This window comes from Pseudarthrobacter sp. L1SW (assembly GCF_020809045.1).
Lineage (GTDB): Bacteria > Actinomycetota > Actinomycetes > Actinomycetales > Micrococcaceae > Arthrobacter.
On sequence record NZ_CP078079.1, the window covers coordinates 3,796,194 to 3,821,494 of the forward strand.

Sequence of the window (25,301 nt, forward strand, 5' to 3'; positions counted from 1 at the left end):
GTTGAAATGACTTGCTGCAATTGCCCTGTTGGGCGTTGTCCAGTTTATACCGCAGGAGAGGTAGATTGTGGGCCATGACTGCCAATCCGCCGGATGTGACCGGATATGATCCCGATTCCGATGCTGCACAGCCGGAGGGCTCGCTGGAGGAATTGATCGCCCGGATTGAAGGCGAGGTCCGCGAACTGCAGTTTCCCGGATTCTCCCTTGACGATTCCCTGAACCTGGGGCTGCTCCTCGTGGAGCTGGGCAAGGAGCGCGGGCTGCCCATCGCGATTGACATCACCAAGGGTGAGCAGGTGCTGTTCCATGTGGCCCTGCCCGGTGCGACGCCGGACAACGAGCACTGGATCCGGGCCAAGCAGCGCACAGCCGCCCGGTACGAGATCCCTTCCTTGCTGGTGGGGCTCCGCGGACGGCTTCGCGGTGGCCGGATCGAGGACCAGGGATGGTTCGACGAGAGCCGGTACGCGGCGCACGGCGGCTCCTTCCCGCTGTACGTCACCGGCGTCGGGGCCGTGGCCACCGTTACGGTTTCGGGTCTTCCCCAGGTGCAGGACCACAACCTGGTGGTCGAAGCCCTGCGCGAAATCCTCCACTCCGCGGGAGCGGACTGACCCTCACAAATACAAAGGCTGCTTAGCATTTATTAGTAATCATGCTTACTATGTTGTCTCCCGGGTTTTGAGGAGGACAGGATATGGCAGCCAGCACCCGCCTGACGGGCCCCCGGACACGCCTGCAAAAAGCCGCTCTCGGAACGGGCTCGGTTTTCGTCCTGTTCGGCATCCTGGGCTTCATCCCGGGCATCACCTCCAACTACGGCTCGCTCGGCTTCGCCGGACCCGGCTCGGGGGCGCTGCTGCTGGGCATTTTCCAGGTCTCCGCACTCCTGAATGCGGTCCACCTGCTGTTCGGGATTGCAGGGGTCCTGATGGCGCGGACGCATCCGCAAGCCAGGAACTTCCTCATCTACGGCGGCGTTGCCTACCTGTTCCTGTGGTTGTACGGCTTCCTGTCGGATGACACCACGCCGGCCAACTTCCTCCCCGCAAACAACGCGGACAACTGGCTGCATTTGGCCCTCGGCCTGGCCATGATTGGGCTGGCCATCGCGTTGGCGGCCCGAGGCCCCGCCGTCGCGGCGGGTGCTGCCGGCAGCGACGGCAACGATCCACGCAGCGGCAGCAGCAACGCCAACAGCACCAGCAGTGCCGCCAACTCCTCCCCGAACGGCCCACGCGGCCAGTGAATGCCATCTGCCAGCCCGGCCCTCGGCGACGACGTACGGGACCGGCATCAACGCCAGACCTGAAGGAGCACAATGAAAATCCCTGAAGCGCGTGGTCCTGCCAGTGCCGCCTTGCTTGGCCTTCTCGCGCGGGAAGCCGGCACCACGCTTGGCGCCCGCACCACCCCTGGGAATGGCCCCACCCTTGGCGCCGGCGCCACCCTTACCGCCGATGCCCCCGTCGCGGCGCTGCACCGTGAGGTCACCCGCCAGCTGGCCGCCACCCCGGACATCATTGGCGATGACGACCTCCAGCTGACACTCTTTTGCCTCTACGAGCTCTACTACTCCGGGCTCGAAGGCGTCAGCGATGAATGGGAATGGGCGCCGGGCCTGATCCAGATCCGCCAATTGCTGGAAAAGCCCTTCGAGGCCGCGCTTAGGGAGGCCGCCCGGGAAGCCGCCGGTGAACTGGAGCTCCCCACCGCACCGCATCCCACCAGCGATGCGGTGGCGGATGTCCTCTTCGACCTCGCAGCCCGGGACACAGGACCCAGCCTCTCAAGATATGTGGCAAAGAAAGCCAGCCTGGACCAGCTCAAGGAATTCCTGATCCACAAGTCCATCTACCAGTTGAAGGAAGCGGATCCCCATACCTTTGCCATCCCGCGCCTTTCCGGGCGCCCCAAGGCAGCGCTGGTGGAAATCCAGGCTGACGAGTACGGCGGCGGACGCCCCGAACGCATGCACAGCGCGCTTTTCGCCCGCACAATGCGGGGGCTGGGAATGGCCGACGACTACGGCGCCTACGTCGATTTCGTCCCGGCCCTCTCCCTCGCGGCAGTGAACCTGATGTCCCTGTTCGGGCTGAACCGCCGGCTGCGGGGTGCCATCACCGGGCACTTGGCCATCTACGAAATGACGTCTTCCCAGCCCAACCGCTTCTACGGGAACGGCTTCCGCAGGCACGGTTTCGACGCCGCTGTCACCCATTACTTCGACGAGCACGTGGAAGCCGACGCCGTCCACGAGCAAATCGCCGGCCGCGACCTGGCCGGGGGCCTGGTCGAAGCCGAACCGGGGCTTCTGGGGGACGTACTCTTCGGCGCCACGGCGGTCATGGCCGTGGACGGCAGGTTGTCCGCCCATATCCTGCAGTCCTGGGAAAACGGCACCACGTCCCTGAGGGCGGCAGTGCCGGCGGCAGCATGAGCGCCCCTGCCATCGGCGTGCCGGCGGAGTACATCCTGCCGTTGCGCTGGACGGACGACGCCGGCTTGCCGGACCTGGCCGCCTACCTTCGCCGCCTCACGGACTGGATCCCTGTCACGGTGGTGGACGGGTCTGCCCCTGAACTGTTCGAACACCACCGGAGGATGTTTCCACCCGCCGTCCGGCATCTCCCGCCTGACGCCTGCGCCGCCGGCAACGGAGGCGCCGCCGGCAACGGCAAGGTAGCCGGGGTCATGACTGGGGTTCGGGCCTCGTCGGCGGACCTCCTGGTAATTGCCGACGACGACGTCCGCTACACGCGCGAGTCACTCGCCGCCGTCGTCCATCACCTCGGCGCTGCGGACGTGGTGCGTCCTCAGAACTACTTCGAGCCCCTCCCCTGGCACGCCCAGTGGGATACGGCGAGGACCCTCATCAACCGCGCCTGGTCTGCTGATTTTCCCGGAACGCTGGCGCTGCGCCGGGGAGCCCTGCTGGCGACGGACGGATACGCGCCGGTCCTGTTCGAGAACCTCGAGCTGATCCGGACAATCACCGCCGCGGGCGGCCGCGCGATGGTTATGCCGGACCTGTTCGTCGCGCGCAGGCCGCCCACGGCGCGGCATTTCCTGAAGCAGCGCATCCGCCAGGCATATGACGATTTTGCCCAGCCACGGCGGCTCGCCGCCGAGTTGGCGCTGCTCCCGGCAATCCTTTCCGCAGCCTGCCTGCCTTCGCGGCACCGTCGGGCAGTCTTCCTGGGGCTGGCCTCCGCAGCCGTTATCGCCGCGGAGACGGGGCGGCGGCGGCACAACGGCGCTGCCGTCTTCCCCTTCCGCGCGGTGCTGTGCACTCCGCCCTGGGCCCTGGAACGGGCCATCTGCATCTGGATCGCGCTCGGTTACAGGCTGGCCGGGGGCGTTCCGTATGCGGGGACCCGGCTCAAGACCGCAGCCCATTCGGAGAATGAGCTGCGGAGGCGGCACAGCGGCAAAGTCGCGGGAACGTGCCCCCAGGGCGCCCAGTCTTCCACCAGCAACCTGAAGCAGGAGCAAAAATGAACCAGGAACCGGCCGAGAGCTCCATTGTGGTGTGCCCCGACGGCCCGCTGATTGTGCGAGGCGACTTCGAGATCGTCACGCCCTCCGGAGAAGCGCTGCCCCGTGAACGGAAAACCGTGGCGCTGTGCCGCTGCGGGGCATCGGCCATCAAGCCGTACTGCGACGGCACCCACAAGATGATCAAGTTCCGGACGGAACCTCCGGCAACCTGAGCAAAGCCTGCACCGGCCGGCCGCTATCGCCGGTTAGGCTAGGGACAGCCCGTTTTCCGCCCGCAAGGAGTACTAGGAATGAACCTTTTCATCAAGCTGCTCGGCACCGGCGTGAGCCTCGGCGCAGGCTTTGTCGGCACCAAGCTGGTCAACGCCATCTGGGAAAAGACCACCGGCCGGAAGCCCCCCACCGGGAAGGACGAGGACATCCCGACCAGCCTGCAGTCGGCGCTGACGTTCGCCCTGATCTCGGCGTCGGTGAGCACCATCATCCAGGTCCTGGCCAACCGCGGCACCCAGCGGGCCATCACCCGGTTCGCCAAGAGCCAGGACATCGTCTAGCTGCACCCCAAGCGCTACTCAGCCGTCGCCGGAACCGTCCTCGCGGGCGGCTTTGGCGGCGGCTTTCTGCACCACAGCCTCCAGCTCATCGGAGGTGAGGAGCTCGCGGTGCAGGTGCTTGGTGCGGTAGCCGGCCCGGCCCACCATGTGGGCGGACACCGGCACGGTGAGCAGCTGGAAAATCCATGCCACCAGCAGCACGGGCCACACCCACCAGGTGCGCAGCTGCAGGCCGATGGATGCCAGGAGCAGGAACAGCCCCAGGACCTGGGGCTTGGTGGCGGCGTGCATGCGGCTGAGCAGGTCCGGGAACCGCAGCAAGCCGATGGCGGCACCCAGGGACATAACAGCCCCCACGATCATGAACACGGCGGACAGCACGTCCACCCAGGCGTCCAGGCCAGTGGAATCAGGACTCATTGGGCTGCTCCCTCCGGTCCGCCACGAACCGGGCCACCGTCACGGACCCGATGAAACCGATGATGGAAATGGCCACCACCAGCATTAGGTTGTTCAGGTGCCTGTTGACGGCCATGTCCACGCACAGGGCACCGCCCAGGATGGCCAGCAGGACGTCCGTGGCCAGCACCCGGTCCAGCAGGGAGGGCCCCCGGGAGATCCTGATGATGGCACCGGCGGCGGCCACCGAGAAGATCACGGCAGTAACTACCAGGACGGTCTGCATCATGCGCCGGCCTCCATTCGCACGGTTTCGAGTTCTTCCTTGGTGCCCATGATCCTGATGAGCCCCGCCTCGATGGACCGCACCTCATTTTTCAGGTTTTCGACTTCCTGCGGGGAGCTGATGTTGAGCGCGTGCAGGTAGAGGGTGGACGTCGAGCGGTCCACCTCCACCACCAGCGATCCCGGGATCAGGGAAATCACGTGCCCCGTGGCCGTGACCATGAGGTCCTGGCGGCTGCGGAGCGGGACGGCGACGACGGCGTTGGTCACCTTTGGCCCCTTGGCGATGGCCAGGTACAGGAGCTGCGCGCTGGCAGCCACCACCTTGGCCAGGAAAACGAGCGCGAAGGGAATGGCGTACAGGACGTTGAACCGGCCGCTGAGTTCCACCGGCGGAAGGTAGAACAGCCGCGCCACGGCCACGGCCAGCAGCGCCCCGAACAGGAGGTTCCCGGGGCTGAAGTCCTGCCACAGGGCACCCCAGACGATCACCAGCCAAACCAGCAGCGGCAGCTCCTGGCGCAGGGAAATGCGGCGGCGGCTCACTTTCCCCCTCCCGGTGTGGCAACTGTGGGGACGTCAATGTTTCCACCGAGGACAGCGTGGATGTAGGAGGTCCGGTCCAGCATGTCGCGGGCGGCCTGGTCAGAGACCGTGAACAGCGGCCCGGCGAAAACAGTCAGGGCTACGCCGAGGACCACCAGCCCCACGGTTGAACCCACCATGGTGCGTGGAAGCAGGGTGGCGGTGTTCCGTTTGGCCCCGGGGCCATCGGCCCGCCCGGCAGCCGGTGCCAGCAGCACGGGATCCGGGTGCTCTGCGTCCGAAGGCCGGCGCCAGAACGCGCGGTTCCACACCCTGGCCACGGCAAGCAGGGTCAGCAGGCTGGTCAGCACCCCGCCGATCACCAGCACGTAAGCCAGCGGCGTCCCCAGTTCAATCCCGGCCTGCATGAGACCCACCTTCCCCAGGAATCCGGAGAACGGCGGAATCCCGGCCAGGTTCATCGCGGGAATGAAGAACAGCACTGCCAGCAGCGGGGACAGCTTGGCGAGGCCGCCCAGCCGGTCCACGGAGGAGCTGCCGCCCCGGCGTTCGATCAACCCCGTTACCAGGAAGAGACTGGTCTGGATGGTGATGTGGTGCGCCACGTAGAAGACCGCCGCCCCCAACCCTGCCGTTGAGGACATGGCCAGGCCGAACACCATGTATCCGATGTGGCTTACCAGGGTGAAGGAGAGCAGGCGTTTGATGTCGCTCTGTGCCAGGGCACCCAGGATCCCCACCACCATGGTCAGCAGCGCGGCCACCATCAATGGAGTGTTTAGGGAATCGCCCGGAAAGAGCAGCGTTTCCGTCCGCACCATGGCGTAGACGCCCACCTTGGTGAGCAGCCCGGCGAACACTGCAGTGACCGGCGCCGGGGCCGTGGGGTAGGAGTCGGGCAGCCAGAAGGACAGCGGGAACACGGCCGCCTTGATGCCGAACGCCACCAGCAGCATCACGTGCAGCAGGGTCCTGGTGCCCTGGTCCAGGTCGCCGAGTTTCATGGCGAGATCCGCCATGTTGACGGTTCCGGTGGCCCCATAGACCATGGCGATCGAGATCAGGAACAGCACGGACGACACCACGGACACCACCACGTAGGTGACGCCTGCCCGGATGCGGGGCCCCGTGCCGCCCAGCGTCATCAGCACATAGCTTGCCGTCAGCAGGATCTCGAAGCCGACATAAAGGTTGAAGAGGTCGCCGGAAAGGAACGCGTTGGACACGCCGGCCACCAGGATCAGGTACGTGGGGTGGAAGATCGAGACGGGCGCGTCCTGGTCGCCGTCGGCCATGCCCTGCCCGGTGGCGTAGACCAGCACGGCCAGGCTCACCGCCGAGGAGACCACCAGCATCAGGGACGAGAACTGGTCCACCACCATCACGATGCCCCAGGGCGGCAGCCAGCCGCCGATGCTCACCGCTGCCGTGCCGCCGTCCCACACGGACGCCAGCAGGAGGCATTCGAGCAGGAGCGTGAGGGACAGCAGGGCAATGCTGACGGCCCGCTGGGCCCGTGAGTGGCGGATCAGGAGGAAGGTCAGGGCGGCGCCCAGGATGGGAAGTACGACGGCGAGCGGCGCGAGGCTTGCGAGGTTCACTTTCCGCCTCCTTCCAGACCAGGGGTGATGTTTTCAGAGCCGGGCTTTTCTTCCGCGGCTGCCTGTTCCGCGGGTATTTCGCGGCCGCCGGCCAGGACCGTGGCCAGCGGGAACTCGGACGTCTCCGCGGGGACCTCGGCGTCGTCCTCGGCGTCGAAGCTTGGCGTTTCCGCCACGCGGAGGTCCTCGAGGTCGGCCTGGATCTCATCCCGGCGCGCCAGGACCCAGGTGCGGTAGATGATGCCGAGCATAAAGGCGGTGACGGCAAAGGAGATGACGATGGACGTGAGGATCAGCGCCTGCGGCAGTGGATCGCTGTAGTCCCCGGCCGCAACGTCCTTTGAATACAGCGGCGCGAGCCCCGCGTACCCTCCCGTTGCCAGGATCAGGAGGTTGGTGGCATTGGCCAGGAGCATCAGCCCCAGCAGGACCCGCGTCAGGCTGCGTTCCAGGATCAGGTAGATGCCGCAGGCGTACAGGGCTCCCATGATGATCAGGAGGGTCAGGTTCACGCTCATGCTTGGCCCTTTGCGGTGGTTTCGGGAGCCAGTCCTCCGGGCTCGTGCTCCCAGTCGGGAGCTGGTGCGGTGGCTTCCCGGACAGATTCCTGCCCTTCGGCGGGTGTCCCGCCTGCCGCGGACCGTTCCTCAAAGTGTTCATCGATCTCGGCGCCGAGGCTGCGGAGGACATCCAGCACAAGGCCCACCACCACGATGTACACGCCGATATCGAAGATGGTGGAAGTCACGAACTTGATGTCGCCGAACACCGGCAGCCACAGCTCGATGATGGCGGTCTGGAAGACCTGGCCGCCCAGCAGCAGCGGCACCACTCCGGAAGCCGCAGCCACGGCGAGCCCGATTCCCAGCAGCGCACCGGCGCTCACGGGCGTGGCCTCGCGAAGCTCGAACCGTCCCCCTGCCAGGTACCGGATGGTCAGGGCGAGGCCGGCTGTGAGGCCGCCGGCGAAGCCGCCGCCGGGCAGGTTGTGGCCGGCCAGCAGGAGGTAGAGCGAGAAGATGATCATGGAGTGGAAGATCAGCCGGGTGACCACCTCGAAGATGATGGACCGGCGCTCCGGTGCCAGGGTGCGGCCGGCAACGATCCACGCGTCCCGTGCGGATGCCGCGAACTTCCGGCTGACCGCCAGGGCCGCCGCGTCCCGGGTGCCCGGGTCGACGCCTCGGTGGCGGCCCACCGTGCCCTCGGCAACCGTGGCGGACTTCAGGATCCGGTCGCCGCGGCCGCGGATGAAAATGAGGCTGGCAACACCGGTGGCTGCCAGCGCCAGGACCGTGATTTCGCCGAAAGTGTCCCAGGCGCGGATGTCCACCAGCGTCACGTTGACGATGTTGAGCCCACCGCCGCCCTCGTAGGCCAGGCGCGGGAACTCCAGGGAGACGGGCGTGGCAATCCGTGCGCCCATGGCGTAGATCGCGGCGAACACCATGGTGGCGCCGAAGCCCAGGCCGATGACAATACGCACCACCCGGTACTTGCCGCCGGTGCGGTCCCGGAGCTCGGCGGGCAGGCTGCGCATCGCCAGGACGAAGGCCACCAGGATGATGGTTTCCACCAGCATCTGCGTCAGGGCCAGGTCCGGGGCGCCCTGCAGCGCGAACATCAGGGCGATCCCGTAGCCGGTGACGGAGACCATCAGCACGGCCAGGAACCGTTTGTTGGCTTTCACCGCGGCCAGGGCGCCGATCACGATCCCCGCCCCCACCACCAGCTGGAGCGGGGAACCGGGGTCAAGGAGGTAGATCCCGTCCGGAAGCGGCTTGCCGGCCAGCAGGATGGCGGCCAGGGGCAGCACGAAGGCGACGCTCAGGATGACCGCAAGGTAGTAGTACAGCGAACCGCGCTGGGTGCGGCCGGTGATCCACACCGCCACGTCGTCGAGCGCCCCGATCGTAAGCTGGTAGGCCTTGTCCCCGTCCACCCAGGGCGGCACCAGGGACTGCGCCCGGGCCACCGCGTTGCGGCCAAAGTACATCGCCAGGCCCAGCGCGAAGGTGAGGGCCGTCAATCCCAGCGCAGGAGTGAAGCCGTGCCACAGCGCAAGGTGACCGGCCTGGTCAGCAGGTGATCCGGCGTCGGGCGCGGTGGAAGCAAACAGGGCGGCGTACGGCTGGATCCAGGCGTCCACGGGGACCGGCCATACTCCGTAGGCGACGGTCAGGAGGCTGAGGATGGCCGGCGCGGCGAGGAACGAGGGCCTAATCGCCTTGAAGGGCGTGGGCTCAACCCCGGGCTTGGCGGCGAATGCCCCCCACATAAAGCGCGCACTGTAGGCGAACGTGAGGATCGAGCCCAGGACCACGCCCGCAAGGACCACTGTGCCCCATGGCCCGGAAGCCGGGTCGGTTGCGTGGTGGACAAAGGCCTCCAGCACAGACTCCTTGGCTACGAAGCCGGCCAGCAGCGGGACTCCCGCCATGGACGCGGCCCCGATGGCAGCAACGATCGCCAGGGCCCGCGAGGACCGGAACACCCCGGACAGCTTCCGGACGTCGCGCGTCCCCGACTGGTGGTCGATGATGCCCACCACCAGGAACAGGGTGGCTTTGAACAGGCCGTGCGCCAGCAGCATCGCCAGGCCCGCGAGCGCAGCGTCCGGTGTTCCGAGGCCCACCGCCATGGTGAGGAAGCCCAGCTGGCTGACAGTGCCGTGGGCGAGGATGAGCTTGATATCGGTCTGCCGCAGCGCCCGGTAACCGCCCACCAGCATGGTGGCCAGGCCCAGCCCCAGCACCACCGGCTGCCAGTAGGCCGTCTCGGCGAAGCCGGGGGCAAGCCGCGCTACCAGGTAGATGCCTGCCTTCACCATCGCCGCGGCATGCAGGTAGGCACTGACAGGGGTGGGCGCCGCCATGGCGCCGGGAAGCCAGAAGTGGAAGGGGACCAGGGCGGACTTGGTGATGGCACCTACCAGGATGAGCACGACGGCGGCGCCCACCATGGCCGCGGACGTCCCGCTGGCCAGGTCCGCGGCTTCCGCCAGGATGGCCGAGATCCGGTAGGTGCCGGCGGCGTCGCCCAGCATGATGAGGCCCACCAGCATGGCAAGCCCGCCCGCCGTGGTGACGATCAGCGCCTGCAAAGCTGATCGCCGTGCGGCCAGCCTGGTCCTGGCGAATCCGATCAGGAGATAGGACAGGATGGTGGTGAGTTCCCAGAAGACGAACAGCAGGAGCAGGTCATCGGCCACCACCAGCCCGAACATGGCGCCGGCAAAGGCCAGGAGCTGTGCGCCGAAAGCGCCAAGGTCCTGGTCCTTTTTCTTGAAGTACCGGGCGCAATAGACCAGCACCAGGGAACCAACGCCGAGCACCAGCAGGGACATGACCCAGGCAAGGGCGTCCATCCGGAAGGCAAGCTCGAGTTTGAGCCCCGGAATCCAGGGGACCACCTCGCTGACGGATCCCGCTCCGGAATACACCGGCCCATGCTGCAGCAGCAACCACACGAAGGACGCCGCGGGAACGGCGGCGAGCGCGTAGAACGCGTTGCGGCCCCAGGCCCTGAACAGGAGAGGCGCGAGGACAGCCACCGAAAAGTGCACGGCAAGGACTGTGATCACTGGTATCTCCGCAACGTCAGGGATTCGATTGTCAAAAGTTGGAGCAGGCGGTTCATTCGTTAGGTCCGGGAACGCCCAGTTTATCAAGGCTTCACTGCCGTTTTCCCCGTCTTTGGTGCCCTGGCACCCGCCGACACCGGCGTCCCGGGGTTCGCTCCGCATTCTGTTCGCCACGGGCGGATACGATGCATCGTATGAACAGCGCCAGCGCTCCCGGGGCAACGCAGCCGTCCTCGGAACTTGAGTCCGGGACCCAGGCAGCCGGCAAGGGCCGCATCCTGGCGTGGGCGTCCTGGGACTGGGGGTCGGCGGCCTTCAACGCGGTGATGACCACGTTCGTTTTCACCGTCTACCTCACCTCCAACGCCTTCGGCGGGGAAGACCGGGCCTCGGCAGTCCTCGGCGGCGCGCTGGCAGTCGCCGGCCTGGCCATCGCCCTGCTGGCCCCGGTCACCGGCCAGCGCTCGGACGCCGGCGGCCGGCGCAAGCTGTGGCTGGGAGTCAACACGGCCGCCGTCGCCATCCTCACGGCGCTGTGTTTCTTTGTGTACCCGCAGCCGGAATTCCTGCTGCTCGGCGTGACCCTCATTGCGCTGGGCAACGTGTTCTTCGAGTTCGCCGGCGTCAACTACAACGCCATGCTCGCCCAGGTCTCCACGCCGCGGAACATCGGCAAGGTCAGCGGCTTCGGCTGGGGCGCAGGCTACCTTGGCGGCATCGTGGCCCTGCTGATCGTGCTCCAACTGTTTGTGCAGCCCCGCTTTGACTGGTTCGGCGCGTCCACCGAGGACAGCCTGAACATCCGGCTGGTGGCTGTCTTTTCAGCGCTCTGGTTCTTCGTCTTCGCCCTTCCCGTGCTGTTCGCGGTTCCCGAGCTCCCCCGCGCCGCCCAGGCGCAACGGCTGGGCTTCCTGGCCAGCTACGGGCTGCTGGTCCGGCGGATCAAGGCCATCTACGCCACCAGCCCGCACACCATCTACTTCCTGCTGGCCAGCGCCGTTTTCCGGGACGGGCTGGCCGCCGTCTTCACGTTCGGCGGGATCATCGCCGCGGGCACCTTCGGCTTTGAGCTGTCCCAGGTGATTTTCTTCGCCATCTTTGGAAATGTGGTGGCGGCCGTGGGCGCGGTCATCGGCGGGTTCCTGGACGACCGGATCGGCCCCAAGCGGGTAATCATCGGATCCCTGGTGGGCCTCCTGGTTGCCGGGACCGTCATCCTGGTGCTCGGCAACGGCGACTACGTCTTCCTGGGCATGGCCTGGGCCGGCAGCACCACGTTCTGGGTATTCGGGCTCTTCCTTTGCCTGTTCGTGGGGCCGGCCCAGTCCTCGTCACGGGCCTACCTGGCCAGGCTGGCCCCGCACGGTGAATCCGGCGAGCTCTTTGGCCTCTATGCCACCACGGGCCGCGCGGTCAGCTTCCTTGCGCCGGCGCTCTTCACCCTGAGCATCACCCTGGCCACCCCGTTCGTGGCACAGGGCGAGGCCCAGCGCTGGGGGATCCTTGGCATCATGGTGGTGCTTTTGGCCGGGCTGTTGGTCCTGCTGCCGGTGAAGTCACCGGACCGGGCCCCCATCGCGGTGGTTCCGGCCGCCTAAAGCGTGCCGGCGAAGACTAGGCTGGAAGCATGAACGTGGACGAAACTAACCTTCCCGGGCTGGGCCGGCGCAAGGATTTCATGACTGCCTCCGGCCGCCGGATCGGCGTGGTGGAGCTGCGTGAGGGCCAGACGGAACTGATCGTGTCCGCCTGGGACGATCCCGATACCTGCCAGGCATCCATACCCCTTACCAGCGAGGAAGCGGCAACCCTCGGCAACCTCCTCGGCGGACAGCACCTGGCCATGAAGCTGACGGAAGAGCACAAGGACGTTCCGGGAATCGTGACCCGGCAGTTCTCCATCGCTCCGGACTCCCCGTTCCAGAACCAGCCCATGGGCAAAGCGTGCATCCGCACCAGGTGCGGCGTCTCCATCGTGGCCATCATGCGCGAAGGCGAGGTGCTCCCCTCGCCGGGACCCGACGTCGTCCTTCACACGGGTGACCTGCTGGTGGCAGTGGGCACCCAGGAAGGCCTCGACGCCGCGGCCAACATCCTGCGCAACGGATAACCGCCGTGGATCCGCTGGCCCTGACCCTCGTTGAACTGGGGGCCGTTGTGTTCTGCCTCGGCCTCCTGGCCAGGCTGGCCGGACGGATTGGAATGTCACCCATCCCTCTCTACCTCCTGGGCGGGCTGGCCTTCGGTGCCGGCGGCATCGTCAAGCTGGAGGGGATGCAGGAGTTCGCGCATCTCTCCGGGGAGATCGGCGTGATCCTGCTGCTGCTTATGCTCGGATTGGAATATACAGCCGCCGAGCTTTTTACCGGCCTGCGGCGGTCGTGGCAGGCCGGTGTCCTGGACCTCGTCCTGAACTTCCTGCCCGGCGCGGCCCTTGCCTACCTGCTGGGCTGGGGCGGCGTCGGCGCCATGGTGATGGGCGGGGTCACGTACATCTCGTCCTCGGGAATCGCGGCCAAGGTCATCACGGACCTGGGCCGGCTGGGCAACCGGGAAACACCGGTGGTCCTGTCCATCCTGGTTTTCGAGGACCTGGCCATGGCCATCTACCTTCCGGTCCTCACCACCATCCTCGCCGGGGTCAGCTTCATCGGCGGCCTCACCACGGTGGGCATCGCCCTGGCTGTGGTGAGCGTGGTGCTGATGGTGGCCCTGCGCCACGGGCACCACGTGTCCAAGGCCGTCCACAGCGAAAACTCTGAGGTGTTCCTCCTGAACGTGCTGGGCGCCGCCCTGCTGGTGGCCGGCCTGGCCTCCGCCATGCAGGTTTCCGCAGCGGTGGGCGCCTTTATGCTCGGCATCGCCATCTCGGGGGCAACGGCCCATAACGCCACGCGCATCCTGGAACCGCTCCGGGACCTCTTCGCCGCCATTTTCTTCGTGGCGTTCGGGCTGAACACGGACCCTTCGTCCATTCCCCCGGTGCTCGGCTGGGCCCTGGTGCTGGCTGTCATCACCGCGGCCACCAAGATGGCCACCGGGATCTGGGCGGCCAAGCGCGCCGGCATTGCCAGGCCGGGACGCTTTCGTGCAGGCGCCACGCTCATTGCGCGCGGCGAGTTCTCCATTGTGATCGCCGGGCTCGCGGTGGCGTCAGGAGCAGTACCGGACGAGCTGGCGGCCCTGGCCACAGCCTATGTGCTGCTCATGGCCGTCATCGGTCCGCTGGCTGCGCGTTATGTGGAACCCCTTGTGAGGCCTTTGCTGCGGCCCCGGGGCGTAGCTGCGAGAGCATAAGGAACAAGCGCCTGCCGAGCTGCCTGCCTGCCTGCCTGCCTATATGGACGTGCGGTGGAAGTTCAGGTGGCTTCGGCTCGCGGTGGGGCCGCGCTGGCCCTGGTAGCGGTTGCCGTACTGGCCGGAGCCGTAGGGGTGTTCCGCAGAGGAGGACAGCCGGAAGAAGCAGAGCTGGCCGATCTTCATGCCGGGCCACAGCTTGATGGGCAGCGTGGCCATGTTGGAAAGCTCCAGGGTGACGTGGCCTGAAAAGCCGGGGTCGATGAAGCCCGCTGTGGAGTGCGTCAGGAGTCCCAGCCGGCCCAGGGAGGATTTGCCTTCCAGGCGGGCGGCGATGTCGTCCGGCAGCGTGACGGTCTCATAGGTGGACCCCAGCACGAACTCGCCCGGGTGCAGGATGAACGGTTCGTCCTGCTCCACCTCCACCAGGCGCGTAAGTTCCGGCTGTTCCTCGGCCGGATCGATGTGCGCGTACTTGTGGTTATCGAACAGGCGGAAGAATTTGTCGATCCTCACATCCACGGACGACGGCTGGACCATCGCCGGATCGTACGGCTCGAGCACGATCCGCTGGGAGTCTATTTCGGCACGAATGTCGCGGTCAGAGATCAGCACCGTCCCAAATTACCGCATGGCTTAGTTGTACCTGTTATCCACAACCGCATTCTTTCGTTGTTGCTGGCGTCTGCTGGGGCTAATGTTGCCTCAGTGATTCAGGCGCCGGATGGTCTCCCGGATGGCCCAACAGAGCTGGGGTTGTTGTGAATAGATTGGTGGCGCCCGCTTTTATTGGCGCGCTCTGCGCTGTGGCGCTGGTCTCCTCGTCGGCGGGCACGCGTCCCCTGCCGCTTTCGCCCGGTGTGGCCCTTGGCACGGCGGGTCCCTCCAGCGTCGTCCTGGGCACGGCCAGCGTGAACGACGACGGCGGCGCCTCCGCGGGCCCGGGCCCGGCCGCGGCCGGGCTCACCCCTGCCGTGGAGCCTGGCATCCGTCCGGCGTCACCAGCTGGCACCGCCGTCACGCTGGCTCCGGAGCCTGCACCTGCTGCGCCTTCCCCTGATGCCCTGGCCACACCCGAGCCTGCACCTGCACCCCCACCCAGTACGACTGTGGCACCGGCTCCGGAGGTCCCCTGGATTCCACCGCTCTGGGCCCCGGATGAAGAGCTGGCCTCGCCGGCACCCTCCCGTCTGGCGGCTCCCGAGTCGGCCACCGCACTGCCTGCGCCGGAGGCCCTGGTCCCGGACAGCAATGCTGCAGCGGTTCTGACGGTTTTCACCAAAATCAACGAATACCGGGCGTCCAAGGGCCTCAACCCGGTGAAGTACCACCCAACGGTGGCCGGGCTGGCGCAGGAGTGGTCGGACAGCATCGCGTCCCGCGAGGTGATCGAACACCGCGCCAGTTTCTGGACCGACCCCCGCGCCATGAGTCCGAACAACGGCGCCGGTGAGGTCATCGCCATCCGCACTGACCGGGATGCCGCGCAGCTCGTGGAGTGGTGGAAGAGCTCCACCGGCCATAACGCGCTGCTGCTCGATCCGCGCTTCAACGTTATGGGCGCCGGAATCTCGTACACGAACAGCACATACAAAATCTGGGGAGTGGTGAACTTCTTCGGCTACACCACCCTTCCAGCCGGCACCCTCGACGCCCCAGGCGGCGGCGGGTCGGGCAATGCGTTCCCGCCGGCGGCCCCCAGCCTGTGCGACGCACCCGTCAAGCACATGCCACCCACGCTGGACCTCTCCGCCGCGGCCATCAAGGGGCCGGGCGACCTTGTAACCGTGGACTCCGCGGGACAGCTCCTGGCCCGTGCGGCCACCGGTGCGCGCACCTATGCCGCCCCCCGGGTCATCGGGTCAAGCTTCACGGGCGCCAAGGAAGTCTTCACCACCGACTGGGACCGGGACGGCGTTTATGACCTTCTGACCCAGTGGACCAACGGCACCGTGACCCTGCAGCGGGGCGTCGCCGCCGGCGGATTCCAGGCCGCGGCCACGCTCGGGAACGGGGGTTGGGAGACCCTCACCCTTGCCGTAGGCGGCTGGTGCGCCAACAACAGGATGCCGCAGCTTCTCGCCTTGGACGGAGCCGGGAATCTCTTCCTGTACCCCAACAAGGGCCTGGGGGACCTCGCGGAACGTGCATTCGTGGCCAACATCGGCGCTGCCCGGAAGGTGTCCATGGTGGATTACGACGCCGACGGGTTCCAGGATGTCCTGGCGCTGCGTGCGGACGGGTCGGTCCAGCTTCACCGCGGGTGGGGCACCACGGCGCTGCGCAACGAAACAAGGCCCACCGTCGCCACCGGCTGGGGAGACGTCACGGGCATCAGGGCGCTGCGGGACGTCACCGGGCTGAACTCCACGGGGCTGGCGCTGCGCCGTGCAAACGATGTTGTCCAGTACTGGGACCTGACCTCAGGAAGCCTCGCGGCGCCGTCGAACATTCCCGGACCCTGGGCCGGGCAGCGGCTGGCCCAGTAGGCGCTAGATGGCGGGCTGGAGTTCCAGGACATCCTTGAGGCGTTCCAGCTGGGCCACTTCGGAACGGAGGTTCCGTTGGAGCATCCTGTTCAGGAAGCCGAGCCTGTGCAGGAAACGGGGCCGGTCCAGGAACCCGATGGGCTCCTCCGCCCGGGCCTCGAGGGCAAACCGGACCCGTGTTCCCCCGGCTTCCGTGCTCAGGTAGTAGCCGCCCGAACGGTGGGCAGGCCCGGAGACGACCTGGAACTCGATCTCCGCACCCGGCCTGGCCTGGGTGATTTCAAGCTCTGCCGGAATGCTCAGTCCGGACCGGCCGGCCACCATCTTCCGGTAGACCGCGCCCCTGGACGCGGACGCTCCCTGGAGCAGCGTGACGCTGCGGACCGAGTCCCGCCACAGCGGAAGGTTGGTGGCATCCAGCAGGAACAGATACACGGCCATGGCGTCACGACTGATCAGGACCTCGTGCTCCGCAAATGCCATGGGGATCTTTCTGAGTGGACGTCGGCTGGCCGCAGCAGCCGCATCCCCCCGGCACCGCAGCTACCCGGTTCAGGTTAACCAGCGCTCCTCACGCCCACCTAGTCAGGGCCCGGGACGTTATTGAAGAGTTACCGGATGACGCACGGGCGCCCGGGACACGGGGTGCCGGAACGCTGGATGGGCAGGGCACGGAGACATCTGCGCTAAGCTATGTTCTGCCCCTCTTCGGCGGGGCACTGCGGCTGTAGCTCAATGGTAGAGCGCTAGCTTCCCAAGCTTGATACGCGGGTTCGATTCCCGTCAGCCGCTCCATGTTGCCGGCGGGGCCGCCAGCACCGGCCGGGCCATTAGGTGCCTGCGTGTATCGTCAGAAGTCAGGAACCTCTTCGGTTCCGCTACAGGAGCAATACATGGCTGACAAGTCCCCGCGTCAAACAGCATCCAAAAAATCCGGCAAGTCCATCAAGGAAAAGCGCGCAGACAAAAAGGCCGCTTCCGCACCAGCCAGCTCCCTGGACGTAACGTCCAACAAGGCCGCCAAAAAGAAGTGACCGCGGCGGAGAACAAACTGACCCTGGGCGTCCTGGCATCAACAAAAAAGCCGGACGAGCGCAGGCTCCCCATCCATCCGCTGCACTTCGAGCGCATTGCGCCGGAGGTCCGCCAGCACATCATCCTTGAGCACGGCTACGGTGAGCGCTTCGGCGTTTCGGACGCGCACCTCTCCACCCTGGTGGGCGCGATGGCCAGCAGGGAGACGCTCGTGGCGGAGGCCGACGTCGTCCTCCTGCCGAAGCCTCAGGCGGAGGATTTATCCGACCTGCGGGACGGCCAGGTCCTCTGGGGCTGGCCTCACTGCGTCCAGGACCGCGCCATTACGCAGCTGGCCATTGACAAGAAGCTCACGCTGATCGCTTTCGAGGCCATGAACCACTGGGCCAGTGATGGCGGATTCGGGTTGCACGTGTTCCACAAGAACAACGAACTCGCAGGGTATTGCTCGGTGCTCCACGCCCTGGCGCTCACCGGGTCAACCGGTGACTACGGCCGTCGGCTCAGCGCCACGGTCATCGGCTTCGGCGCTACAGCCCGCGGCGCCGTCACGGCATTGAACGCCCATGGAATCCACGATGTCCAGGTGCTGACCAACCGAGGGGTGGCCGCCGTCGGCGCTCCCATCCACTCGGTGAACATCGTCCAGTTCGATCATGACGCCCAAGCACCCTTCCTCAGCCAGGTCATCACCGAACGGGGCCGGGTGCCGCTGGCGCCGTTCCTGGCCGAGAGCGACATTGTGGTCAACTGCACCCTGCAGGACCCCAACAACCCGCTGACCTACCTGCGCACGGAGGACCTCGCGGCCTTCAACCCGGGCAGCCTCATCGTGGACGTGTCCTGTGACGAGGGCATGGGCTTCAGCTGGGCGCGGTCCACCACGTTCGCCGACCCGATGTTCACGGTGGGCGACCACATCAACTACTACGCGGTGGACCACAGCCCGTCCTACCTCTGGAACTCCGCCAGCTGGGAAATCAGCCAGGCCCTGCTGCCGTTCCTGGAAACCGTCATAAGCGGCCCCGAAGCATGGGACGGCAACGAAACCATCTCCCGTGCCATCGAGATCCGTGACGGCGTGGTCCGCAACAAGGACGTGCTCGAATTCCAGAAACGGGAAGAGGCGTACCCGCACCAGGCTCTGTAGCCGCGGGCTACGCTGCAGCCCGCCGGACGATCCGCACGGGCTGCCGCCGGTCCTTGAGGTCCACCCTCACCAACAGCGAACCCTTGCGCGCAAGGATTACCGCGACCGTCACGGCAGCGACGGCGGGCACTCCGCCGGACACCAGCAGGGCAACATGCGGATCGGCATGTTCGGCAATCCAGCCCAGCATGGGCCCGCCAATGGCCTGGCCTCCGATCAGCACCATGATGTACAGGCTCATCACCCTGCCCCTGATGCCCATGTTGGAGCTGACCTGGACCAGCTGGTTCGATCCGGTGAGGAACATGAGGCACCAGAACCCGGACAGCACCATCACGGCACCGAACACCGGCAGGGACGGCGCCAGCGCGGCAACGCACAGCATGGCGCCATACATTCCGGCGCAGAAAACCACGGACCGCAGCCGGAGCTGGCGGCGCCGGGTGGATGCCACCGCGCCGGACAGGGCGCCGAGGGCCACCAGGGCATTCAGGAGGCCGTAGCCGCCGGCGCCAATGTTGAAGACGTGGTCGGCGTAGGCTGCCAGCACCACCGGCAGCCCCATAGCGAAGACCGCAATGAACCCGGCCATCAGCCAGGGCCAGTAGATGGTGGGCTTTCCCAGCGCGTACCGCAGCCCTTCGCGCAGCATTCCCTTGCTCTTCGGGGTGGGCGCGCTGACGAACAACTGGTCCTTGCGCAGGATGAGCAGCATGGCAACCGTGGAGCAGCAGGCGAAGGCGTTGCCCGCGAAGGCCCACCCTGCCCCCACGGCGGTCAGCAGCCATCCGGCCAGGGCGGGGCCGATCAGGCCGCCCAGCTGGAAGGTGGTGGAGTTGACGCTGATGGCGTTGCGCAGGTACTTCGGCCCCACGAGTTCGTTGACGAACACCTGCCGCGCCGGCTGGTCAAGGACGGTCACCAAACCAAGCACCAGCGCGATCACATAGACGTGCCACACCTCAATGGCGCCGCTTAGGGCAAGGACTGCCAGCGCGGCGGCCAGGACCGCGGCCATGCTTTGGCACAGGATCAGGATCTTCCGCTTGGCGAACCGGTCCGCGACCATCCCTCCCCACGGCCCGAGGAGCAGGGAGGGCAGGAACTGCAGCGCCACGGTGATGCCAACAGCGGTCACGGAGCCGGAGAGCTCCAGCACCAGCCAGTCCTGGGCGATCCGCTGCATCCAGATCGCGATAACGGCAATGAAGTGGCCGACGGCGAAGATGCGGAAGTTGGGAACCCTGAGGGAGATGAAGGTGTGCTTCCAGGGCAGGCGTTCGCTGACGACGGCGATGGGCTGGGTCTGGACGGGTGGAGTCTGGACGGGCGGGGATTGGGTGGGCGGGGCCTGGTTGTCCGGCGGGGCGGAGTGTGCGGTGTCGATGACGGGCTGGGTGACGGTTGCCGATGAAGGCGGTGGGGGTGCCACAGGTGTGTCCTCACAGTGCGTGCGGTCCGGGATGTCCTTAACGCTAGGCTGGGGGCACGGGATTATGGAGACGTATCGTCCCTATAACTCCTATTGCAGAGTGCAATACAGAAGTCCGCACCGACGCCCACCGGAGTCCATTGTGTTCGAACCAGCCCAGCTGCGCTCCTTCCTTGCCGTGGCGGAAACGCTCAGTTTCACCAAGGCCGCCGAGCGGCTGGGCCTGGCCCAGCCCACGGTCAGCCAGCACGTCCGCAAGCTGGAGGCTGCCGCCAAGCGGGTGCTGGTCAGCAGGGATACCCGGGACGTCCGGCTCACTGACAACGGGGACGCGATGGCGGGGTTTGCCCGGAACATCCTGGCCGCCCACGACTCCGCATCCCGCTACTTTTCGGGTTCTGCAATGCGCGGACGGCTGAGGTTCGGCACCGCGGACGACCTCGCCATCACCGGACTGCCGCGCATCCTGCGGGAATTCCGGCAGATCTACCCGCAGATCAACCTGGAACTCACGGTGGGCCAAAGCGACCAGCTGTACCGGAAGCTCAACGCGGGGCAACTGGACCTTGTATTTGTGAAATGGGTGGCCGGAGCCAAGGACGGGACCGTGGTCCAGCATGATTCCTTTTCCTGGGTGGGCCTGGAGCAGACCATGCTGGACCGGGCCGCCCCGGTCCCGCTCATCGCCTACCCTTCCCCCAGCCTGAGCCGGAAATTGGCCATAGACGCGCTCGAGTCCCATGGCAGAACCTGGCGGATCACGTGCACAACACGGCAAATCAGTGGTGTGCTGGCGGCGGTCCGGGCGGGGATCGGCGTCGCCGTCATGCCGTCGTCGCTGGTGCCCGAGGACCTGAAGATCATCACCCGGCGCTTCGACCTGCCCGCGGTGGGCGACGTTGACTTCACCCTCATCCGCAACCCGCTGGCCAACGCCGAGGTGATTGACGCGCTGACCCAGTCAATTGTGGGCCGGACCATTAACCGATCAGCATAACGCCCCAAGGTGTCCCGCAGGCGAAGCCATACCGCAGTGTCCATTGATTGCGGAAGGTAGCATCACTTATGCTGATTTTCCAGGGTCAAGCAGCCGGCCGGTCATCCAACACGAGGCCGCTCCTGCACGCCAGGATTCCGGCTCGGGACAGGCAGCCAATGACGACAGCCAAGAACCCCCACTACACCCCGGCCCATGCCCGCGCGCACACCACTGCGCGTCCGCTTGGAACCCGCAATTCCAGACTCGGTGCAGGCATCGCCACCACCGACTCCGGATATGTCGGCAAACCCACCTGTGACAGGTGCCGCACCGACGAGTTCATCTACCTTGAGTCTTACATTCCGCCCACCTACCGGCGCGACGGTTCGGTAGGCACCCTGGGCGAAGTCGCCTATACCTGCACCCGCTGCGAGGATTTCTCTGCCCACAGTGTTCCAGTCACGTGGACGCCGCCCGGGTGGTACCTGGGCTAGCATCCGCAGGCCAAAAGGGCCGGACGGCCACCGCAAGGTGAACGTCCGGCCCTCTTTGTGGCGCCGGCATCCCTGTGCCGGCAGCAACTGTCGCGGAAACCTAGATCAGCGTGTCCGAAAGGTGGTTGGGGGTTCCGAACCGGTGGGCGGTGATGCTGACGGCCTGCTCGTGCAGGAAGGGCAGCAGCTCCACGCGGCCGGCTTCGGTGACCGGGTGGACGTAGATTGCCAGGTCGGGGCGGCCGCCCGTTGCCTTGGCCAGCGCGGATGCATCGCCGCCGATCAGGCGGACGCGTCCACCGGAAAGTTTCCCCGCCGCCGCGAGCCGGCCCGCGGCAGCCAGCCAGTCGGCGTCGGACTCTACCGTTACTTCGATGTCCAGCGCGGTGAGCACCGGGCGCAGCTGGGCGGGAAGTTCGACGGCGGAGGACACCGTGAGTGCCGAACCCGCCAGCACACCGGCCGCCACAGTCCGCACCAGGTGCGCCAGCGGCGCGCCTTCGGACAGCCGGACCGTCACCGGCAGGCTGCGGTAACGGAAGATGTTGCGCTCCGCGCTGAGGCCGGAGACATCCTTAGCCGTACCGAACTCCTCGGCCCAGGCCTGGGCATCGGACGCGACGGCCCGCTGCACTGACTCGAGCTCCGCCGGCTGCAGGGCAGCGCCGGCGGCGTTGAGGATCCGGCGCACGCCCGGGTGGGTGACAGCGGCATCCGCCGAAGCCGTCGCGGGAGCCCAGTCGCCGAGGCCCGCCAGGTAGTTGGGCCCGCCGGCCTTGGTGCCGGCGCCAACTGCGGACTTCTTCCAGCCGCCGAACGGCTGGCGCTGCACGATTGCACCGGTAATGCCGCGGTTCACGTAGAGGTTTCCGGCCTGGATGCTGTCCAGCCAGATGCCGAGTTCCGCGAAGTTCAGCGAGTGCAGGCCGGCGGTGAGGCCGTACTCGATCTGGTTCTGGATTTCGATGGCCTCTTCCAGGGTCTCAGCGGTCATCACGCCCAGCACTGGTCCGAAGAACTCGGTCAGGTGGAAGTAGGAGCCGCGCTTGACGCCGTAGCGCACGCCCGGGCTCCACAGCCGTCCGGTGTCATCCAGCTTCTTCGGCTCCACGGCCCAGTTCTCGCCCTCGCCAAGGGTGGTGAGGGCGTTGAGGAGCTTGCCGTGGGCGGGCTCGATGATCGGGCCCATCTGGCTGGTGGGATCCTCCGGGTAGCCCACCTTCAGGGAGGTCACGGCGTCAATGAGCTGGTTGTGGAACCGCTTGGACTTGGCAACGGAGCCCACCAGGATCACCAGTGAAGCTGCGGAGCACTTCTGGCCTGCGTGGCCGAACGCGGAGTACGCAACATCCTTCGCCGCCAGGTCCAGGTCGGCGCTCGGAGTGACGATGATGGCATTCTTGCCGCTGGTTTCGGCCAGCAGCGGCAGGTCCTGGCGGAAGGAGCGGAACAGTTCCGCGGTTTCATAGCCGCCGGTGAGGATTACGCGGTCCACGGCCGGGTGGCTGATCAGCTGCTTGCCCAGCTCCCGCTCGCCGAGCTGCACCATGGTCAGGACGTCGCGGGGAACGCCGGCTTCCCACAAGGCTTCCACCATGACCGCGCCGCTGCGGGCAGCCTGCTTGGCAGGCTTGATCACGACGGCGGAACCGGCGGCGAGTGCCGCGAGGGTGGACCCTGCCGGGATGGCGACCGGGAAGTTCCACGGCGGGGTCACCACGGTGAGCTTCGCTGGGCCGAATGTGGCGCCGTCGACCTTGTCCAGCTTCCGCGCGGACTCGGCGTAGTAATGGGCAAAGTCCACGGCTTCGCTGACCTCGGGATCGCCCTGGTCGATGGTCTTGCCGGTTTCGCTGGCCATGACCTCGAGCAGGTCGGCGCGGCGGGCCTCCAGGACGTCGCCGGCGCGGTGCAGGATTTCGGCGCGCTCGGCGCCGGAGAGGGCGCCCCAGGCTTTGCCCTTCTCGACGGCGGTTTCGATGGCTGTGTTGAGGGTGGCTTCGTCATTGATGAAGGCTGCCTTGACGGCGGCATTGCCCAGGGTGGAGGACGGGACGCGCTCCAGGATCGCCCGGCCCCAGTCACGGTTGGCGGGGAGGGACGGGTCAGTGTCCGGGGTGTTCTCGAAGGCGTTGTGGGGCATCGGGATGGGGGGCAGGTTGCGGTTCTGCTTGCGGTTCGGCGCCGGAACACTGTTGTCCAGGGCGTCCAGCGAGGCGAGGAAGCGCTGCTTTTCGCGCTCGAACAGCGTTTCGTTTTCACTGAGCTCGAAAACCGCGGACATGAAGTTGTCCTGGCTGGCACCCTCTTCGAGGCGGCGGATCAGGTAGGCGATGGCGACGTCGAACTCGGCCGGGTGCACCACCGGCGTATAGAGGAGGAGGCTGCCCACGTCCTTCTTCACGGCTTCGGCCTGGCCCTGGGCCATGCCCAGCAGCATCTCGAACTCGATGCCCGCTTCAACACCGCGCTGCTTGGCCAGGAGCCACGCGAAGGCGATGTCGAACAGGTTGTGCCCGGCCACGCCGATGCGGATGTTCTTGATCCGCTCGGGGTGCAGCGAGTAGTTGATGACGCTCTTGTAGCTGGTGTCCGAGTCCTGCTTGCTGCCCCAGGTCGCCAGGGGCCAGTCGTGCAGGGAGGACTCCACCTGCTCCATCGGCAGGTTGGCACCCTTGACCACGCGCACCTTGATGGCGGCGCCGCCGTTGGCGCGGCGCTCGGCTGCCCAGTCCTGCAGACGGATCATCGCGGAGAGGGCGTCCGGAAGGTAGGCCTGGAGCACGATGCCCGCTTCCAGGTCCTTGAACTCGGGCTTGTCCAAGATCCTGGTGAACACCGCAATGGTCATGTCCAGGTCCTTATACTCCTCCATGTCCAGGTTGATGAACTTGGCTTTCTTGCCGGGGCCGGCGAAGGAGGCAGCGCGCTCGAACAGCGGGGTGAGCTTCTCGACCACGTGCTCCACGGCCTCGTCGAACGCCCAGGCGGAGTGCGGGGCAACCGTGGAGGAGACTTTGATGGAGACGTAGTCGACGTCGGGGCGCGCCAGCAGGGTGTGCGTGCCTTCGAGCCGGCGGGAGGCCTCGTGCTCACCGAGGACAGCCTCACCGAGGAGGTTGACGTTGAGCTTGATGCCGTCTTTCCTGATCTTGGCAATGGCCGGGCCCAGCTTGGCGTCGGTGGCGTCGACGATCAGGTGGCCCACCATCTCGCGCAGGACCTTGCGGGCGATGGGGATGACCACCTGCGGCATGACCGGAGCCATGGTGCCGCCCAGCGCTACGGCGCTGCGCATGTACCAGGGCAGGAATGCCGGGACCTTGGGGGCAAGTGCGGCGAGGTTGCGGGCGGCGACGTTCAGGTCCTCGGGGCGGACAACGCCGTCCACGAAGCCAACGGTGAATTCCAGGCCGTTGGGGTCCTTCAGGACGCCTGCCAGTTGCTGGGCGGAGGAGTCCACGGGAACCTTTGATGCCTCGGTGAGCCAGTGGCGGACCAGCGCCACGGCTTCGGTTGAGAGGGCCTTGGCCTGGGGCACATCGACGTCGACGGTCCGCGGCGCGGTCCCGGTGGCGACTGCCGGTTCCATAGCAATGTGGGTCATGGTTATCCCGATCTTTCTGGGTTCAAGGAGGTCTTATCCACCAGTATGAACTTCCAGTCACATAAGATAAAGCGATCTTTCCTAAGCAATACAGGTTAGAAAACCCAAAGGATTAGCCCCGACTTGGGAACCCGTCCTAACCAGCAAAAGGCAGCCTCGCCAGCCGCCCTCCCCGCCTCTCTCGTCCCCTACCCTCCCCTGCCCCGCCCGCCCCAGCAGGACGCTCTCTCACTTAACGTCGTTTTCCTGGCGACGCTCTCTCACTTAACGCCGGAAAAACAGGGACGCTCTCTCCCTTTCCTCAGGAAAGGGAGAGAGCGTCCCGTAAAAACCCGCATTAAGTGAG

24 protein-coding genes and 1 tRNA gene are annotated in these 25,301 nt (G+C 66.5%); 15 read left to right on the forward strand and 10 right to left on the reverse strand.

Annotated elements, in window-relative coordinates; translation table 11 throughout:
* Positions 1-74: 74 nt before the first annotated feature.
* From KTR40_RS17630 to KTR40_RS17655, 6 genes are all read left to right on the forward strand, one after another.
* Positions 75-617 carry a heme-degrading domain-containing protein gene (locus tag KTR40_RS17630; protein WP_228404560.1) on the forward strand — a complete coding sequence of 181 codons (543 nt, stop codon included), beginning with the start codon at positions 75-77 and terminating at the stop codon, positions 615-617.
* Positions 618-700: 83 nt separating this feature from the next.
* Positions 701-1,252, forward strand: a complete 552-nt coding sequence (locus tag KTR40_RS17635) for a DUF4383 domain-containing protein (protein ID WP_228404561.1) — start codon at positions 701-703, stop codon at positions 1,250-1,252.
* Positions 1,253-1,324: 72 nt separating this feature from the next.
* On the forward strand, positions 1,325-2,443 hold the full coding sequence (locus KTR40_RS17640) for an iron-containing redox enzyme family protein (RefSeq protein ID WP_228404562.1): 1,119 nt from the start codon (positions 1,325-1,327) through the stop codon (positions 2,441-2,443).
* Entirely contained in the window at positions 2,440-3,504 is a 1,065-nt protein-coding gene (locus KTR40_RS17645; RefSeq protein ID WP_228404563.1) for a glycosyltransferase family 2 protein, read from the forward strand. Before KTR40_RS17640 ends, KTR40_RS17645 begins: the two co-directional genes overlap by 4 nt.
* Complete coding sequence (locus KTR40_RS17650) at positions 3,501-3,716, forward strand: CDGSH iron-sulfur domain-containing protein (RefSeq protein WP_139030803.1); 216 nt, start codon at positions 3,501-3,503, stop codon at positions 3,714-3,716. The genes KTR40_RS17645 and KTR40_RS17650 overlap by 4 nt, the downstream gene beginning before the upstream one ends.
* A gap of 78 nt (positions 3,717-3,794) precedes the next feature.
* Positions 3,795-4,058: a DUF4235 domain-containing protein gene (locus KTR40_RS17655; RefSeq protein ID WP_139030804.1), complete on the forward strand. Its 264-nt coding sequence runs from the start codon at positions 3,795-3,797 to the stop codon at positions 4,056-4,058.
* Positions 4,059-4,076: 18 nt separating this feature from the next.
* On the opposite strand, the gene mnhG is transcribed toward KTR40_RS17655, so the two are convergent.
* Genes mnhG through KTR40_RS17685 form a run of 6 tightly spaced genes read right to left on the reverse strand, consistent with a single transcriptional unit; the run spans position 4,077 to position 10,472 of the window.
* Entirely contained in the window at positions 4,077-4,478 is a 402-nt protein-coding gene (gene mnhG, locus KTR40_RS17660; protein ID WP_139030805.1) for a monovalent cation/H(+) antiporter subunit G, read from the reverse strand.
* The gene (locus KTR40_RS17665) at positions 4,468-4,746 is read right to left on the reverse strand and encodes a monovalent cation/H+ antiporter complex subunit F (RefSeq protein ID WP_139030806.1); all 279 of its coding nucleotides are present in this window, start codon (positions 4,744-4,746) and stop codon (positions 4,468-4,470) included. Before KTR40_RS17665 ends, mnhG begins: the two co-directional genes overlap by 11 nt.
* Positions 4,743-5,288, reverse strand: coding sequence for a Na+/H+ antiporter subunit E (locus KTR40_RS17670; RefSeq protein WP_139030807.1), 546 nt, complete (start codon positions 5,286-5,288; stop codon positions 4,743-4,745). The genes KTR40_RS17665 and KTR40_RS17670 overlap by 4 nt, the downstream gene beginning before the upstream one ends.
* Entirely contained in the window at positions 5,285-6,889 is a 1,605-nt protein-coding gene (locus KTR40_RS17675; protein WP_139030808.1) for a Na+/H+ antiporter subunit D, read from the reverse strand. Before KTR40_RS17675 ends, KTR40_RS17670 begins: the two co-directional genes overlap by 4 nt.
* Positions 6,886-7,407 carry a Na(+)/H(+) antiporter subunit C gene (locus KTR40_RS17680; protein WP_139030809.1) on the reverse strand — a complete coding sequence of 174 codons (522 nt, stop codon included), beginning with the start codon at positions 7,405-7,407 and terminating at the stop codon, positions 6,886-6,888. Before KTR40_RS17680 ends, KTR40_RS17675 begins: the two co-directional genes overlap by 4 nt.
* Entirely contained in the window at positions 7,404-10,472 is a 3,069-nt protein-coding gene (locus KTR40_RS17685; protein ID WP_139030810.1) for a Na+/H+ antiporter subunit A, read from the reverse strand. Before KTR40_RS17685 ends, KTR40_RS17680 begins: the two co-directional genes overlap by 4 nt.
* Before the next feature lie 194 nt (positions 10,473-10,666).
* On the opposite strand from KTR40_RS17685, the gene KTR40_RS17690 reads away from it, so the two are divergent.
* From KTR40_RS17690 to KTR40_RS17700, 3 genes are read left to right on the forward strand one after another with little or no spacing between them, the layout of a single operon-like run.
* Positions 10,667-12,070: an MFS transporter gene (locus tag KTR40_RS17690; RefSeq protein WP_139030811.1), complete on the forward strand. Its 1,404-nt coding sequence runs from the start codon at positions 10,667-10,669 to the stop codon at positions 12,068-12,070.
* Between the two features lie 29 nt (positions 12,071-12,099).
* Positions 12,100-12,582, forward strand: a complete 483-nt coding sequence (locus KTR40_RS17695; protein ID WP_139030812.1) for a cation:proton antiporter regulatory subunit — start codon at positions 12,100-12,102, stop codon at positions 12,580-12,582.
* Between the two features lie 5 nt (positions 12,583-12,587).
* The gene (locus KTR40_RS17700) at positions 12,588-13,769 is read left to right on the forward strand and encodes a cation:proton antiporter (RefSeq protein WP_139030813.1); all 1,182 of its coding nucleotides are present in this window, start codon (positions 12,588-12,590) and stop codon (positions 13,767-13,769) included.
* Positions 13,770-13,808: 39 nt separating this feature from the next.
* On the opposite strand, the gene dcd is transcribed toward KTR40_RS17700, so the two are convergent.
* Positions 13,809-14,384, reverse strand: coding sequence for a dCTP deaminase (gene dcd, locus KTR40_RS17705; RefSeq protein WP_139030814.1), 576 nt, complete (start codon positions 14,382-14,384; stop codon positions 13,809-13,811).
* A gap of 158 nt (positions 14,385-14,542) precedes the next feature.
* Here dcd and KTR40_RS17710 point away from each other — a divergent pair, with 158 nt between their 5' ends.
* Positions 14,543-16,258, forward strand: a complete 1,716-nt coding sequence (locus tag KTR40_RS17710) for a CAP domain-containing protein (RefSeq protein ID WP_228404564.1) — start codon at positions 14,543-14,545, stop codon at positions 16,256-16,258.
* A gap of 3 nt (positions 16,259-16,261) precedes the next feature.
* On the opposite strand, the gene KTR40_RS17715 is transcribed toward KTR40_RS17710, so the two are convergent.
* Positions 16,262-16,741, reverse strand: coding sequence for an SRPBCC family protein (locus tag KTR40_RS17715; protein WP_139030816.1), 480 nt, complete (start codon positions 16,739-16,741; stop codon positions 16,262-16,264).
* A gap of 238 nt (positions 16,742-16,979) precedes the next feature.
* On the opposite strand from KTR40_RS17715, the gene KTR40_RS17720 reads away from it, so the two are divergent.
* From KTR40_RS17720 to KTR40_RS17730, 3 genes are all read left to right on the forward strand, one after another.
* Positions 16,980-17,053: transfer RNA gene (locus KTR40_RS17720), tRNA-Gly, on the forward strand.
* 98 nt (positions 17,054-17,151) lie between these two features.
* Positions 17,152-17,292, forward strand: a complete 141-nt coding sequence (locus tag KTR40_RS17725; protein WP_171059134.1) for a hypothetical protein — start codon at positions 17,152-17,154, stop codon at positions 17,290-17,292.
* Positions 17,289-18,443 carry a N(5)-(carboxyethyl)ornithine synthase gene (locus KTR40_RS17730; protein ID WP_139030817.1) on the forward strand — a complete coding sequence of 385 codons (1,155 nt, stop codon included), beginning with the start codon at positions 17,289-17,291 and terminating at the stop codon, positions 18,441-18,443. Before KTR40_RS17725 ends, KTR40_RS17730 begins: the two co-directional genes overlap by 4 nt.
* A 7-nt stretch (positions 18,444-18,450) precedes the next feature.
* Here KTR40_RS17730 and KTR40_RS17735 read toward each other — a convergent pair whose 3' ends face one another.
* Complete coding sequence (locus tag KTR40_RS17735) at positions 18,451-19,875, reverse strand: MFS transporter (RefSeq protein WP_228404565.1); 1,425 nt, start codon at positions 19,873-19,875, stop codon at positions 18,451-18,453.
* A gap of 142 nt (positions 19,876-20,017) precedes the next feature.
* Here KTR40_RS17735 and KTR40_RS17740 point away from each other — a divergent pair, with 142 nt between their 5' ends.
* Entirely contained in the window at positions 20,018-20,872 is an 855-nt protein-coding gene (locus KTR40_RS17740; protein WP_139030819.1) for a LysR family transcriptional regulator, read from the forward strand.
* Between the two features lie 158 nt (positions 20,873-21,030).
* Positions 21,031-21,348 (forward strand): hypothetical protein, encoded by a 318-nt coding sequence (locus KTR40_RS17745; RefSeq protein ID WP_139030820.1) that lies wholly within the window; start codon positions 21,031-21,033, stop codon positions 21,346-21,348.
* Positions 21,349-21,448: 100 nt separating this feature from the next.
* On the opposite strand, the gene KTR40_RS17750 is transcribed toward KTR40_RS17745, so the two are convergent.
* Positions 21,449-24,955: a proline dehydrogenase family protein gene (locus KTR40_RS17750; RefSeq protein ID WP_228404566.1), complete on the reverse strand. Its 3,507-nt coding sequence runs from the start codon at positions 24,953-24,955 to the stop codon at positions 21,449-21,451.
* Positions 24,956-25,301: the final 346 nt, after the last annotated feature.

Bases quoted from the DNA above. Each gene is read 5' to 3' on its own strand.
- KTR40_RS17630 (WP_228404560.1), top strand. From the start codon at position 75: ATGACTGCCAATCCGCCGGATGTGACCGGATATGATCCCGATTCCGAT.
- KTR40_RS17635 (WP_228404561.1), top strand. From the start codon at position 701: ATGGCAGCCAGCACCCGCCTGACGGGCCCCCGGACACGCCTGCAAAAA.
- KTR40_RS17640 (WP_228404562.1), top strand. From the start codon at position 1,325: ATGAAAATCCCTGAAGCGCGTGGTCCTGCCAGTGCCGCCTTGCTTGGC.
- KTR40_RS17645 (WP_228404563.1), top strand. From the start codon at position 2,440: ATGAGCGCCCCTGCCATCGGCGTGCCGGCGGAGTACATCCTGCCGTTG.
- KTR40_RS17650 (WP_139030803.1), top strand. From the start codon at position 3,501: ATGAACCAGGAACCGGCCGAGAGCTCCATTGTGGTGTGCCCCGACGGC.
- KTR40_RS17655 (WP_139030804.1), top strand. From the start codon at position 3,795: ATGAACCTTTTCATCAAGCTGCTCGGCACCGGCGTGAGCCTCGGCGCA.
- mnhG (WP_139030805.1), bottom strand. From the start codon at position 4,478: ATGAGTCCTGATTCCACTGGCCTGGACGCCTGGGTGGACGTGCTGTCC.
- KTR40_RS17665 (WP_139030806.1), bottom strand. From the start codon at position 4,746: ATGATGCAGACCGTCCTGGTAGTTACTGCCGTGATCTTCTCGGTGGCC.
- KTR40_RS17680 (WP_139030809.1), bottom strand. From the start codon at position 7,407: ATGAGCGTGAACCTGACCCTCCTGATCATCATGGGAGCCCTGTACGCC.
- KTR40_RS17690 (WP_139030811.1), top strand. From the start codon at position 10,667: ATGAACAGCGCCAGCGCTCCCGGGGCAACGCAGCCGTCCTCGGAACTT.
- KTR40_RS17695 (WP_139030812.1), top strand. From the start codon at position 12,100: ATGAACGTGGACGAAACTAACCTTCCCGGGCTGGGCCGGCGCAAGGAT.
- KTR40_RS17715 (WP_139030816.1), bottom strand. From the start codon at position 16,741: ATGGCATTTGCGGAGCACGAGGTCCTGATCAGTCGTGACGCCATGGCC.
- KTR40_RS17725 (WP_171059134.1), top strand. From the start codon at position 17,152: ATGGCTGACAAGTCCCCGCGTCAAACAGCATCCAAAAAATCCGGCAAG.
- KTR40_RS17745 (WP_139030820.1), top strand. From the start codon at position 21,031: ATGACGACAGCCAAGAACCCCCACTACACCCCGGCCCATGCCCGCGCG.
- KTR40_RS17750 (WP_228404566.1), bottom strand. From the start codon at position 24,955: ATGACCCACATTGCTATGGAACCGGCAGTCGCCACCGGGACCGCGCCG.